The organism is Polynucleobacter antarcticus (assembly GCF_013307245.1).
In the GTDB taxonomy this organism is placed as follows: domain Bacteria; phylum Pseudomonadota; class Gammaproteobacteria; order Burkholderiales; family Burkholderiaceae; genus Polynucleobacter; species Polynucleobacter antarcticus.
This window is the reverse complement of record NZ_CP028941.1, coordinates 1,386,038-1,399,570: the sequence shown is the minus strand read 5'-3', so window position 1 is coordinate 1,399,570 and position 13,533 is coordinate 1,386,038. Positions and strand designations below refer to the sequence as shown.

At 46.0% G+C, this 13,533-nt stretch carries 15 protein-coding genes; 13 read left to right on the top strand and 2 right to left on the bottom strand.

Translation table 11 applies throughout. From position 1 onward, the window contains the following. Positions 1–4: 4 nt before the first annotated feature. From DCO16_RS07330 to DCO16_RS07285, 10 genes are all read left to right on the top strand, one after another. Positions 5–553: a DUF3305 domain-containing protein gene (locus DCO16_RS07330; RefSeq protein ID WP_173943040.1), complete on the top strand. Its 549-nt coding sequence runs from the start codon at positions 5–7 to the stop codon at positions 551–553. Further along, on the top strand, positions 553–1,146 hold the full coding sequence (locus DCO16_RS07325; RefSeq protein WP_173943039.1) for a DUF3306 domain-containing protein: 594 nt from the start codon (positions 553–555) through the stop codon (positions 1,144–1,146). Before DCO16_RS07330 ends, DCO16_RS07325 begins: the two co-directional genes overlap by 1 nt. 37 nt (positions 1,147–1,183) lie before the next feature. After that, positions 1,184–3,271 carry a 4Fe-4S binding protein gene (locus tag DCO16_RS07320; RefSeq protein ID WP_173943038.1) on the top strand — a complete coding sequence of 696 codons (2,088 nt, stop codon included), beginning with the start codon at positions 1,184–1,186 and terminating at the stop codon, positions 3,269–3,271. Next, entirely contained in the window at positions 3,268–3,936 is a 669-nt protein-coding gene (locus tag DCO16_RS07315) for a TorD/DmsD family molecular chaperone (protein WP_254598014.1), read from the top strand. The genes DCO16_RS07320 and DCO16_RS07315 overlap by 4 nt, the downstream gene beginning before the upstream one ends. Positions 3,937–4,050: 114 nt before the next feature. Then, positions 4,051–4,272, top strand: coding sequence for a formate dehydrogenase (locus tag DCO16_RS07310; protein ID WP_173943037.1), 222 nt, complete (start codon positions 4,051–4,053; stop codon positions 4,270–4,272). 65 nt (positions 4,273–4,337) lie between these two features. Continuing rightward, complete coding sequence (locus tag DCO16_RS07305; protein ID WP_173943036.1) at positions 4,338–7,319, top strand: formate dehydrogenase subunit alpha; 2,982 nt, start codon at positions 4,338–4,340, stop codon at positions 7,317–7,319. A 28-nt stretch (positions 7,320–7,347) separates the two neighbouring features. Next, on the top strand, positions 7,348–8,004 hold the full coding sequence (gene fdh3B, locus DCO16_RS07300) for a formate dehydrogenase FDH3 subunit beta (RefSeq protein ID WP_173943035.1): 657 nt from the start codon (positions 7,348–7,350) through the stop codon (positions 8,002–8,004). Then, positions 8,004–8,240 carry a hypothetical protein gene (locus DCO16_RS07295; protein ID WP_173943034.1) on the top strand — a complete coding sequence of 79 codons (237 nt, stop codon included), beginning with the start codon at positions 8,004–8,006 and terminating at the stop codon, positions 8,238–8,240. The genes fdh3B and DCO16_RS07295 overlap by 1 nt, the downstream gene beginning before the upstream one ends. A 48-nt stretch (positions 8,241–8,288) precedes the next feature. Beyond that, complete coding sequence (locus tag DCO16_RS07290; RefSeq protein ID WP_173943033.1) at positions 8,289–9,347, top strand: formate dehydrogenase subunit gamma; 1,059 nt, start codon at positions 8,289–8,291, stop codon at positions 9,345–9,347. A gap of 10 nt (positions 9,348–9,357) precedes the next feature. After that, entirely contained in the window at positions 9,358–9,627 is a 270-nt protein-coding gene (locus DCO16_RS07285) for a hypothetical protein (protein ID WP_173943032.1), read from the top strand. A 3-nt stretch (positions 9,628–9,630) separates the two neighbouring features. Here the strand turns inward: DCO16_RS07285 and DCO16_RS07280 are convergent, their stop codons facing one another. Beyond that, the gene (locus tag DCO16_RS07280; RefSeq protein ID WP_173943031.1) at positions 9,631–10,341 is read right to left on the bottom strand and encodes an ATP-binding cassette domain-containing protein; all 711 of its coding nucleotides are present in this window, start codon (positions 10,339–10,341) and stop codon (positions 9,631–9,633) included. Further along, complete coding sequence (locus DCO16_RS07275) at positions 10,334–11,029, bottom strand: ABC transporter permease (RefSeq protein ID WP_173943030.1); 696 nt, start codon at positions 11,027–11,029, stop codon at positions 10,334–10,336. Before DCO16_RS07275 ends, DCO16_RS07280 begins: the two co-directional genes overlap by 8 nt. A gap of 66 nt (positions 11,030–11,095) precedes the next feature. Between DCO16_RS07275 and DCO16_RS07270 the strand changes: the two genes are divergently transcribed. Genes DCO16_RS07270 through cls form a run of 3 tightly spaced genes read left to right on the top strand, consistent with a single transcriptional unit; the run spans position 11,096 to position 13,527 of the window. Continuing rightward, on the top strand, positions 11,096–11,296 hold the full coding sequence (locus DCO16_RS07270) for a hypothetical protein (protein WP_173943029.1): 201 nt from the start codon (positions 11,096–11,098) through the stop codon (positions 11,294–11,296). 6 nt (positions 11,297–11,302) lie between these two features. Further along, positions 11,303–12,055, top strand: coding sequence for an endonuclease/exonuclease/phosphatase family protein (locus DCO16_RS07265; RefSeq protein WP_173943028.1), 753 nt, complete (start codon positions 11,303–11,305; stop codon positions 12,053–12,055). Continuing rightward, positions 12,052–13,527: a cardiolipin synthase gene (cls, locus tag DCO16_RS07260; protein ID WP_173943027.1), complete on the top strand. Its 1,476-nt coding sequence runs from the start codon at positions 12,052–12,054 to the stop codon at positions 13,525–13,527. The genes DCO16_RS07265 and cls overlap by 4 nt, the downstream gene beginning before the upstream one ends. Positions 13,528–13,533: the final 6 nt, after the last annotated feature.

Sequence of the window (13,533 nt, the reverse complement as noted above, 5' to 3'; positions counted from 1 at the left end):
ACTTATGCGATTTGCTGTTGTCATGCGTAAGGAGTTTATTGATAACCCATGGATTTCTTTCCGTTGGGCGCCTCAGGAAGTGTTGCCTGATTTTGGCGAATTTACTAGTCAGTCAGGTCAGCCCAGCAAAATAGATCAAATCTCTGGGCAATTTTTGGGAAGAGATGAGCAGGGAGAGACTTGGTTGTTTACAGGTTATGAACTAAATCTTTTTCCAGATGAAGCAGAGGGTTATTACTTGAACCTATCAGCAACCAAGCCTTGCTGGTTTGTCATGTGGCGTCTTGAGGAAGATATCGAACGCTATATTGATGAGCAATCTCTTGAGTTGGCTAAATCTGAACCCACCTTTGCCGTACCGCACCGCATTAGTGTGAGCTATAACGAGGCAGGACGCCTTCTCGATGGTGGTGAATCTGTTGATAATGTTCTGCTCAGTACAGAGCATGCTTCATGGTTACAAGAGTACGTTAATCAGCACTATCGTCCTGAGCCAAAAAAACGGCATCGTCCTGAGTCATTTAAGGGCGCGAATCGAGCGGTGGAGGATTAATGGCTGATGGCTTTCTGAATCGTTGGTCACGCCGAAAGGCGGGAGAACAAATCGAGCCTGATAAAAAATCAGTCGATACGACTAAGCAAGATCTTGCTATTAACAATGATGCGATTGCAAATGCACCTCAGCAAGAAGAGTTACCCCCTGTAATCACCTTAGATGATGTAGAAAAGATAGACCGTTTTGCACCAGATTTCTCGGCCTTTATTCAGCCAGGTGTAGATCCTGCAGTTCAACAAGCGGCCATGAAGAAAATGTTTTCTGATCCGCACTTCAACATCATGGATGGCTTAGATATTTACATTGGTGACTACTCTAAGCCCGATCCGATTCCTTTAGAAATGCTCAAACGCATGGTGCAGTCCGACATGCTCAATATCTTTCGCAAGGATGATGAAGTCGATCAGGATGCTAAAAAGCTACCCGAGACCGCTAATGCAGATGCTGTTCCATCGACTGAGGCTGCAGTATTGATAGAAGATCAGCATTTACCCCCAGTGCAGGAAACTGATTTAACATCCGAAGAACTGACCCCCGATTCAGGGCTGGATTCCATCACTACCGTTCCCGTAGATAAAAAAACAACTTAATAAAATGATGTAAGAAGATGAATTCGGAAAATTACTGATGAGCCAAAAATTACTTTGCAATTGCAATGGAACCATGCCCTTAGATGCCAAGGTGCTGGGCGTGCCTGTGCATACCTCCTTGTGTCGACAAGAAGTGGGCGTAGCAATGAAGGCAATGAATGGCAGTGAAGAGCTGATCATTGCTTGTACTCAAGAAAGTGCGCTCTTTAGTGAATTAGCTATGCAGTCAGAAAAGCCATTGGTAGCACCACTACGTTTTGTAAATATTCGTGAGATAGCGGGTTGGACTCAAGAAGCTAAAACATCTTCACCGAAGATTGCCGCTTTGCTGGCCTTGGCAGACATGCCTGCAGCTGATCCAGTGCCTGTTGTCAATTATGAGAGTCAGGGAAGGTTGCTGATTGTGGGGCCTGGCCATCAAGCCTTATCTTGGGCTGAAAAACTGGGTTCCTCTCTCGATGTATCAGTGTTGTGTACCGATCCAAGCCCACTACCACTCGCTAGAAATTTCCCCGTTTATACAGGTCAAGTAACAAAGTTAGAGGGCTATCTCGGTAACTTTACGGTGGATTGGGATTTGCAAAATCCAATCGATCCCGAGATGTGTACTCGGTGTGGTGCTTGCGTCGAAGTCTGTCCTGAGGGCGCTATCGATGATGCATTTCAGATTGATTTAAATAAATGTAAGTCGCACCGCGCCTGCGTTACGGCCTGCGCAGGAATTGGTGCCATTGCGTTTGATCGGGTGGAGCGCAAACGTAGTTCTGAGTTTGATTTAGTTATGGATTTGCGCAGCGACCCACAGATGCAAATGAGTCAAACACCGCAAGGTTATTTTGCGCCAGGCTCAGATGCATTTGAGCAATCTCTTGTTGCGCAGCAACTACTCGGGCTAGTTGGGGAATTTGAGAAGCCCAAGTATTTTGTCTATAACGAAAAAATATGCGCGCATGGCCGTAATGGCAAAGTAGGGTGCAATGCTTGTATTGATGCTTGCTCTACGGGTGCGATTAGTTCTTTATTCAATAATGGCCAAGGCACTGTTGAGGTCAACCCGAATTTGTGTATGGGTTGTGGTGCTTGTTCAACGGTGTGTCCATCAGGTGCAATGCGCTATAACTATCCGAGCGTACCGCATCAAGGAAAAGAAATTAAGGCCCTTGCTTCCGTCTTTGGTGCTGAGAGCGCTAAGGCAAAGCAATCCATTGCGCCAACCTTATTGCTACACAACTTAAAAGTAGGCACTCAACTAATAGATGCCCTCGGACGAGCAGCCCACTTACGACCCAAGCAGTTTCAGGGCCTACCTTCTTTTGTTCTGCCCTACGGCATTGAGCATATTGCCTCTACCGGTTTAGATGTGTGGCTGGGCGCCTTGAGTTATGGCTTTGGTGAAGTGGTGCTTTTACTGACTGGAGATGAAGATCCATCCTACCGCGCCGCTTTGGAAACCCAAAGTACCTTAGGCAACGCGATGTTGGCTGCTTATAGATTTGATGCCAGGATTTCTTTGATTCAGCTCGATTCTGTAGAGGACCTGCAAGCTGCCTCGGCTGCAATGGGTAAGCTGCGTCAGCGCGGTGCCTTGCCAGCGATTTGCTCTCCTGCTAGCTTTGGCCTCACGACGCAAAAGCGGGAAACCATTGAAGCGGTTCTGGAGCATCTAGAAAAGCAAGCAAAAACACCGCTTCCAGTTGGTGGAGTCGCTTTGCCTTCATCTTCTTTCTTGGGTGGCCTCAAGATCAATCAAGATGCCTGCACCTTGTGTATGTCTTGCGTAGGTAGCTGTCCTGAAGGCGCTTTACTAGATAATTTAGATGAACCTAAGCTCTCTTTTATTGAGAAGCAGTGCGTTCAATGCGGCATTTGTGTACAAACTTGCCCAGAGAAGGCTCTTGCTTTGGCACCCCGATTGCAGACTGTAGAGGCACGTAAGCAACGTGTCGAAATCAATGAAACTAAGCCCTTTCATTGCATTAGTTGCGGCAAGGTGTTTGGTACTGCCAAGATGGTAGATCTGATGCTCCTCAAGTTAGGAGCTCATGGGGCGTTTTCTGGATCACTGGATAGGTTAAAAATGTGTAGTGATTGTCGTGTAGTGGATATGGTGAATAAAGAAACATGAGCGAACCAATAAAAGCACCAATAAATGAGCCAACAATGGAACATACCTCCACTGAGATTGGGGATGTGGGGCTCCCAGAAGACTTGGCGCGAGCCGATCTATATGGCCTGATTGCCAGGCTCTTTCATCAAGCGCCCGACCAAGAGTTGCTTGATCAGATAGTGGCTTCTATTCCCCAGGGGGAGGAAGCTCAAAATACAGATGCACCTTTATCAAAGGTATGGCAGAGCGTGGCTGCAGCGGCAAAGTCCCATTCCGCTAAGGAATGGCAGGATGAATTTGATTTGAATTTCATCAGCGTAGGTCGGCCTAATGTCATTCTTAATGGCTCTTATTACATGGCGGGCCACTTAAATGAGCGGCCATTGGTCAATATTCGTAATGCCTTAGCAAAGTTCGGCCTAGAGGCCGCTGAGCAAATTACGGAGACAGAGGACCACATTTCTGCGCTATGTGAGGTGATGCGCTACCTTATTGCAGGGGATGATGTGGAGATATCCAACCTCACAAATCAGCAAATCTTTTTTAATGACCATATTCGCCCTTGGTATGACGAATTATGTGATGCGATTGATGCTATTCCAGAGTTGCTCCTTTATCAGCCAGTTGCTGCTTTGACTAGAGAGTTTTTGGCTATTGAGGGGCAGAGTTTTGACATGCTTTAATGCTGCACCGCACACAAGGGAAATTACCTATAAAAAAATAATGACAAATATGCAAAAAATGCAATTTCCAATTACACTCATTTATATAAATTTTGCACCTAATAGGAGTTTGAGATGAGCACTAAATCTACTACTGCAGTAAATGAAGAAAATAAACCTGCACGCAGGAAGTTTTTTATCGGAGCAGGTGCCACTGTCGGTGCCGTAGCCGTTGCCTCACAAACCTCCATTGGTAAAGCAGTGATTCAGGAGATCGGTAGTACTGTCAAATCTAAGGATGAAGGCTATCAGTTGACCGCCCATATTCGAAAATATTACGAAACAACGATGCTCTAAAACACGCTTTATCAGGCCAGTACATAACTAATACAACTAACTAATATTATTTTCAGGGACAAAATATGAGTCTGACTCGTAAATCCAATACTCCACAAAGCAGTCGTTCAACTTCTCACTTAATCGGTAGCTTATCTCGCGGATTAAAAGCAGCGGTTCCTACGATGGATCGTAGAACTTTCCTGAAGCGATCTGGCGTAGGCGTAGGCGCTGGTATTGCTGCAAGTCAGCTGAGTTTTGTGCAGAAAGCGGTTGCTGAACCAAGCATGAGAGATATGCTGGACGGCAAAGGCAAAATTGAAGTTAAAAGAACGGTATGTTCACACTGCTCAGTAGGTTGCTCCACCGACGCTACAGTTGAAAATGGTGTGTGGGTTCGCCAAGATTCTAATTTTGACTCCCCAATTAATATGGGCGCCTACTGCGCTAAGGGCGCCTCCCTCCGTGAACACGGACATGGCGAATATCGCTTGCGTTACCCCATGAAGCTGGTTGATGGTAAGTACCAAAAAATCTCTTGGGATCAGGCTCTAACTGAAATCACTGCGCAGATGAAAGATTTGCGTACGAAGTACAGCCCAGACTCATTATTCTTTATTGGCTCTTCCAAGCAAAGCAACGAACAAGCATACCTATTGCGTAAGTGGGTTTCTTTCTTTGGTACCAACAATACAGACCATCAAGCGCGTATTTGTCACTCCACAACAGTAGCCGGTGTTGCAAACACCTGGGGCTATGGTGCGATGACCAATAGTTACAACGACATGATGAATTCCAAGGCAGCCCTATATATCGGCTCAAATGCTGCAGAAGCTCACCCTGTTTCGATGTTGAGTTTGTTGCATGCAAAAGAGAAGGGTTGCAAAGTCATCGTAGTTGATCCTCGCTACACCCGCACAGCTGCAAAGTCAGACGAATATGTTCGCATCCGTTCAGGTACAGACATTCCATTTTTGTTCGGTGTTTTGTATCACATCTTCAAAAACGGCTGGGAAGACAAGAAGTACATTAACGACCGCGTTTATGGCATGGAAGACATCCGTAAAGAGGTGATGGAGAAGTGGAATCCGAAGAATGTAGAAGAGGCCTGTGGTGTTCCCGAGGCTCAGGTATTCAAAGTTGCTCAAACCATGTCTATGAACCGCCCAAGTACGATCGTATGGTGTATGGGTCAAACCCAGCACACTATCGGTAATGCGATGGTTCGTGCTTCTTGTATTTTGCAATTAGCACTAGGTAACGTTGGAAAGTCTGGTGGTGGTACGAATATTTTCCGCGGTCACTGTAACGTTCAGGGCGCTACTGACGTAGGCCCTAATCCAGATTCCTTGCCAGGCTACTATGGCCTTGCTGCTGGTTCGTGGAAGCACTTTGCCTCTGTTTGGGGTGTTGACTATGAGTGGATCAAAGGTCGTTACGCACCTGACATGATGGAGAAATCCGGTACAACCGTTTCTCGTTGGGTTGATGCTATTCTTGAAAATCCAGACATGATTGACCAGCAAACGAACGTTAAAGGTTTGTTCTTCTGGGGTCATGCTGCTAACTCCCAAACTCGCGGCTTGGATATGAAGCGCGCAATGGATAAGCTGGATTTATTAGTGGTGGTTGATCCATACCCTACTGCAGTTGCAGCGATGGCAGCCATGCCTCCAGCTGAGGGTAATACGATCAATAAGAATCGCAATGTGTATCTGCTTCCGGCAACAACTCAATTTGAGACCCGCGGATCTGTGACTGCGTCGAATCGCTCTATTCAGTGGCGTGAGAAAGTTATTGACCCCTTGTTTGAATCTGTTCCTGACCACGTCATCATGCAAGCTTTTGCTGATCGCTTGGGCTTTGGTCAAGAACTGTCCAAAAACTTTAAGATGGAGAACTCTAAGTTTGCTGGCAAACAGTGGAAAGAGCCTGAAATCGAGTCCATCTTACGCGAGATTAACCGCTCAGTTTGGACTATTGGTTACACCGGTCAAACCCCGGAGCGTATCAAGGCCCACATGCGCATGGCGGGTAATTTTGATCCGTTCACATTGAAGTCCCGCGGAGGTGTTGATCCTGTGTCTGGCTACGATACTGCTGGTGATTACTATTGCTTGCCATGGCCTTGTTACGGCACAGCAGCAATTAAGCACCCAGGCTCCCCAAATCTTTACGACACCAGTAAGACAGTTATGGAAGGCGGCGGCAACTTCCGCGCTAACTTTGGTGTAGAAAAAGACGGTGTCAACTTGCTTGCTGAAGATGGTTCATTCTCAAAAGGTTCAGCCATTAAGACGGGTTATCCTGAGTTTGATCACGTGCTTGTGAAGAAGCTCGGCTGGTGGAACCAGTTGACTGAAGATGAGCAAAAGCAGGCCGACGGAAAAAACTGGAAGACAGACTTATCTGGTGGTATCCAGCGCGTTGTGATGAAAAATGGTTGCCATCCTTTTGGTAACGCAAAAGCCCGTGCAGTGGTTTGGAACTTCCCAGACCCAATTCCGGTCCACCGTGAAGCGCTATACAGTACAAATGAGGCGATGATGCGTAAGTATCCAACCTCAGGAGACAAGATGAACTTCTGGCGCTTACCAACTCTGTACAAGACTCTGCAAGATAAAAACTTGAAAGATAAGTTGTACGAAAAGTTCCCAATTATTTTGACCTCTGGTCGTTTGGTTGAGTACGAGGGTGGTGGTGAAGAGACCCGTTCTAATCCTTGGTTGGCTGAGCTTCAGCAAGAAAACTTTGTGGAGATCAACCCGAAAGCTGCTGCTGCTCGTGGAATTAAGAATTGGGATTATGTATGGGTTAAATCTCCGACAGGCGCTAAGATTAAAGTTCGTGCAATGGTCACAGAGCGTGTCGATCAAGAAACCGCATTCATCCCCTTCCATTTTTCTGGTTGGTGGCAAGGTGCAGATTTGCGCAAGTTCTATCCAGAAGGCGCATCTCCAATCATTCTTGGTGAGTCAGTGAATACGGCGACGACATATGGTTACGATCAAGTAACCAACATGCAGGAAACCAAGACCACTATGTGTCAAATCGAAAAGTTTGCCTAAGCTAAATAATTAAAGTCCGGAGAAAATCATGGCAAGAATGAAGTTTATTTGTGATACAGAGCGTTGCATCGAATGCAACGGTTGTGTAACTGCATGTAAGAACGATAACGAAGTACCTTGGGGCGTAAACCGTCGTCGTGTTGTAACGGTAAACGACGGCATTATCGGTCAAGAAAAGTCTATATCGGTAGCCTGTATGCATTGCACCGATGCGCCTTGTATGGCGGTCTGTCCAGTAGACTGTTTCTACCGTACAGATGAAGGTGTTGTACTTCATGATAAAGACATTTGTATCGGTTGCGGTTACTGTTCATTTGCATGTCCATTTGGCGCACCTCAATTTTTGAGTGTTGGTGCTTTTGGGGTCCGTAGCAAGATGGATAAGTGCACATTCTGTAGTGGTGGCCCAGAGGCGAACGGTAGCGTTGCCGAGTTCAAGAAATATGGCCGTAATCGCTTGGCTGAGGGTAAATTACCTTTGTGTGCTGAAATGTGTTCAACCAAGGCATTGATTGGTGGAGATAGCGAAATCATTAGCGGTATCTTTAATAAGCGGGTTGAAAATCGTCAAGCTAACGGAAAATACACAGGTTCACAATTATTTGGTTGGTCAACTGCTTATGGTGGCCCAGGTACTCCTGATCCTACACCTACCGCTGCTACCAAAATCCCAGGGGCCAAATAATGAAATCAATCCTTAAAGTATTGGGCCTAGGGATCGCTACTGTATCCCTATTGGGCGCTTGTTCTGAGCCACCACAGATCGCCGCTAGGAAAGCTTTACGTCCTGACGTTGCTCCTTATGTGGGTGCTGATAATGGGTTTATGACTAAAAATTGGAAACCGGGTGATCAGGCGAGTTGGACAGAGTCTGTTGACAAGCGAACCCTGAGCCAATCTGAGCAACGTCGCACTAAGTGATCCGCTGAAGAATAATAAATAAATACGAAAACGTTTAAGGATATTTGTATGAATCGATCATTACCTAAAGTTATCCGTACTTTGGTGTTGGCTGCAGGTTTAACTCTAAGCTTAGCTGGCGCGTCTAGCTTTGCTCAGAAAGCGCCCATGGCGCCTTTGCCTTCACCAAGTGGTGTGGATGTTCCGCCACCACTTTCTGTGCCAAAAAATCTTGAGGCTATATCAAAGGGAACGCAGGCTCAATCTCAACCAGCGAATCCTTCGATTTTTACATCAGCTGGAAGCGATCCTTATAACTTCGTCAGCATTCCTGACAAAGAGGCGAGCGTTCTGATTCAGCGTGCTGGTGAACAGTGGCGCGTGATTCGTAACGGGGTGATTACGGTTTACGGCGGTTGGTTATTAGCAATTGCCTTCTTTGGTATTGCTGGCATGTTTGCCATTAAAGGTCCCATTAAATTGCATGAGCCGATGTCAGGCAATCTGATTAAGCGTTTTAGTTTCTTTGAGCGTTTAACCCATTGGGTTATGGCGTATAGCTTCATTGGATTGGCTTTAACCGGTTTACTAATTCTTTACGGTAAATATTTTGCACTACCAATGATGGGTGGGGTAGCTTATGGCTCATTCTTGGATATTATGAAAAATATTCATAATTTTTCAGGCCCACTATTTACTCTCAGTATTGTGATTTTCTTCTTGTTGCTGGCTAAGAAAAATCTGCCAGGTGAAGGTGATTTAAATTGGTTAATGACCTTTGGTGGTCTGCTTTCAGGAAAGCATCCTCCGGCTGGATTCTTTAACTTCGGTGAGAAAATTTGGTTCTGGTTCGGTATGACTTTCCTTGGATTAGTGATCTCTGGTTCTGGTTTTGTGCTCGATATGATCGTGCCATTTATGCAGATTGAGTACACCCGCGGCACCATGCAGATTGCCAACATCATTCACAGTAGTGCATCAATTTTGATGACGACTATGGCCATGGGTCACATCTACATTGGATCGATTGGTATGCAAGGCTCACTCGATGGCATGAGAACAGGTTCTGTTGATGCTACTTGGGCTAAAGAGCACCATAAGCTCTGGTACGACAAAGTAAATAAATAAGGACAAAGTCATGAAAAAAATCATCGTTATTACACTTTGTTCATTTGCAAGTGCCGCTGCGTTTGCTGCACTCCCTCCGCTAACACCTGAGGCACAAGCTGCTGCTGACTTAGCAAAGGCAAAGACTGCTTATGCTGGCCGGGTTGGTAACTTTCAGCTCTGTCAGTCTCAAAACAAAGTCGCTGATCAATATCGGGTGTCTGGTACGCCAGCGCCAGCTGCTTGTGCGGTTGTGCCCCCTTTTATAGCGCCTGTAGCGGCGGCACCAGCAGCAAAGTAAGCGCTACTCTGACAGTAACTCTTGATGGAGGTAGCGTTTCGCTGCCTGTGTCTGGGGGCTGGAAAAGAAAGGACCTACGGGTCCTTTTTCTTTGATCTCGCCATGATCAATAAATACTATGTAATCCGCTAATCTTTGTACTTGGGCAAGCTGGTGCGAAGTAAAAATAACGCTAGAGCCACGTTGTCTGAATTGACGAATGATTTCTTCTACTTGCTCTGTAGTAGTGGGGTCCAAGTTAGCTGTGGGCTCATCCAATAATACTAAGTTGGGTTTTTGGAGCATAACTCTACCTAGGCACAATTTTTGTCTCTCGCCGGCAGAAAGTTTATGTGCGGGGCTATTGGCTAGTTGGCTTAGTCCAATTTGGATTATGACTGCATCAATATCTGCACTGCTGATGCTGGGATCAGCATCTTGAACCAAAGCCATATTGATCCGAGCAGATGCCTTAATCATAGGAGTGTGATGCAGAACCAAAGATGATCGCGTCTCGCTAGATGAATGGACAATACTTCCTGAATCAGGCGTAATTAAGCCATCAATCAGTTTTAAAAAAGTCGTTTTGCCAGCACCATTAGGACCAATACAAGCGCAAATACGATCAGTGGGAATGAGCGCGTGGGGAATATTGAGGATGATGCGCCCGTCGCTTTTGACAATAATCTCTTTGAGCTCAATAAAGTGATTCATATTTTCCCGAGCATCAACCATAGCGACGCTCCGCAACTTGTCTGACAGCAAATGTAAATAGATTGGCCAAAAGCACAATCATGAGCAGAACAATACCGAGGGCGAGTGCTAAAGGAAGATCACCCTTACTGGTCTCTAAGGCAATGGCGGTAGTCATGGTGCGCGTAAAGCCATCTATATTTCCGCCCACGATCATGACCGCTCCCACCTCAGATATAGCTCTGGCTAGGCCAGCAAGCACAGCAATGGTCAGAGAAAAGCGGCAGTCCCACATGAGCCACTTGAGGGAAGAAAGATGAGGCAGCCGAAGCGCTTTAAAGGAGTCTCGATGAATTTTCCAAGAATCTTCCAGTATTTGGCGGCTTAGGGCGGCGATTAATGGGGTTGTCAGCAGGGTTTGCGCCAGAATCATCCCCTTAGGTGTGAATAGCCACCCCCATGGCCCCAAAGGCCCGCTCCGGGATAGCAATAGATAAATCACAACACCCACGATCACGGTAGGTACCCCCATGAGGGTATTGATTAGGACGGTGGTGGCCTTCTTACCTCTAAATTCTTCGGTAGCTAAAAGGGCGCCAATGGGCAGGCCCAGCAAGGTGCCAAATAGTAGCGCAGTCAAACTGACCTGGAGAGATACCAGCACAATCCCTATGACCCCAGCATCTAGCTGAGCGAGAAGTAGGAAGGCATCCTGAAAGGTAATTAGCATGGGCTTGATTTTAGCAAGGGGGTGGCAAAATAGAGCAAATGCAGCTTATTACTCCTTTTTTAACCCATGGCTGAAGTCATTTGCCTCTGTAATGAGGTCCTGGATATTGATCTTCGCGAATACCTAGACAGTCATCCCATTGGGTCGATTGAGGAATTACGTGAGCAGGCCGCAATTTGCAATAAATGTATGCAATGCCAAGAGTTAGTGGAAAGCGAAATCTATTTTGCGCGTGTCCGTAGGCAGCAGCTAGAAGGCGAGAGGTAAAGCACCATGACGCAAAACACGCTAGGTCGATTTAGTGTCATGACGATTAATATGCATAAAGGCGTATCACCCCTCCATAGAAAATCGACGATTCATGAATTGCGTCAAAAGATGAGGGCGCATCATCCGGATCTACTTTTTCTGCAAGAGCTTCAGCAAGAACATCGAGGTCGTATCAAGCGCTTTCATCAGTGGCCAATGACAGAGTTGACCCAGTTTTTATCTGAAGATTATTGGCATGATTGGCATTACGGTAAAAATATGGAATATCTTGATGGCCACCACGGCAATGCTATTCTTTCTAGGAGGCCCTTACATAAGGGCGAGAACTACGATATTTCCGCCTACCGATTTGAGAAACGCGGTTTACTGCATAGTGTGACTCAGTTAGAGGGCGTAGCGAAATCGATTCATTGTTTTTGCGTACACCTGGCATTATTCGAGCGTGGGCGAGAGCGCCAACTAGAGCAGATCATTCGTTACATTGATGATCTGGCTGAAGGCGGGCCCACCATCGTGGCAGGTGACTTTAATGATTGGCGTAATCGCATGAGTGCCCCGATGCAAGCTGCTGGGTTTAATGAGGTTTTTGAGTCCCTAACGGGAGCGCCAGCAAAAACATTTCCGAGTATGAAGCCGCTACTAGCAATGGATCGGATTTATGTGCGGGGTTTAAAAATTCATTCAGCAGAAATTTTGCATGAATGGTTAAAGTTGTCAGATCATTTGGGTATTACTGCGGAGCTTGAGATTCTATGAATTTATTGAATATCCTATTGGGATCTTTTTTTGGGTTTTCCCTAATTTGGGCACCCATCCTGCATATCATCATCGTGATTCTTTTTGGTTTCCGCTTGATTTCCGTGAGAAGGCCAGTAGGTGTTGCGATAGCTTGGTTTTTGATTGTGATTTTATTTCCTATAGTAGGCATTTGTTTGTATGTCTTAATAGGTGAGCGCCCTGTAGGCCGCAAGCTCACGCGAAAAATTATTCGCATGGATAAAGAGTACGCAGCGATCACTGAGTTAATGCGCAAGCGCTATCTAGTAGATAAGGATCAGCTACCAATCGAAGGGCGTGCACTGAGTTTATTGGCAGAGGCAAAAAATGGCTCTCCTGCAATCGCTGGTAACAAGATTGAGTTATTCACCAATTCCTTAGAAATTTTGCAAGATTTTATTGATGAGATTAATCGCGCTAAAAAAACATTGCACCTAGAGTTTTATATCTGGGCTTTAGGGGGTGACGCAGATCGAGTTGGCGAGGCCATGATTGCGGCATCTCAACGCGGTGTTATTTGCAAAGTATTGTTAGATTCTTTAGGAAGTAAAGATTGGTTTAAGTCAAGCTGGCCTGCACGCTTTAAAAGTGCCGGCATACAGGTAACCGAAGCATTGCCTATTGAGATTGGACGTTTTCAGTTTCGTCGCGCTGACCTGAGGCTCCATCGCAAGATCTTCGTAATCGATAACACGATCGTCTGGACCGGGAGCATGAACTTAGTCGACCCACGTACTTTTAAGCAAGATTCAGGGGTAGGCGAATGGGTTGATGCCATGGTCAAAATAGAAGGCCCAGTAGCCTCACAGTTTGAGTTGACCTTTGCTTTTGACTGGAGTGTAGATAACCCTAAGATTTCTCATTTTAAGGATGTCGCTCCAGCACCGAGCCCAACTGAAGGATCCGTATTGGCGCAAGAGTTTTCCTCTGGCCCAGTCTATCGCGACGATATCTTGTATCAAGTACTGCTGTCTGCCATTATGGATGCGCGTGAAGAGCTCACTATTACTACGCCTTACTTTGGCCCTGATGATGGTTTGATGCAAGCCTTAATGGCGGCTGCAGGACGCGGTGTTCAGGTAACACTCATTGTGCCTAAGCTCAATGATTCCACTCTTGTGGCTTGGAGTAGTCGAAGTCTCTATGCCGACTTAATGGATGCTGGTGTTCATATTGCAGAATTTCATGGTGGGCTGCTGCACACCAAGAGCCTATTAATTGATAAGCGTATTGCTATTTTTGGCTCGGTCAATTTTGATCAGCGGAGTTTGCGACTCAATTTTGAGATTAGTCTCATTATTTATAATGAAATGTTCTGTGCCACACTCCAAAAACTGCTTGACTCCTATTTAGCCCAATCAGACCGAGTGAACCCAGTAACTTGGAGTAGAAGGGTGCGTTGGCGTGTGTTACTAGAGAACGCAGCGCATCTAACATCCCCTTTACTTTAAAGGGAT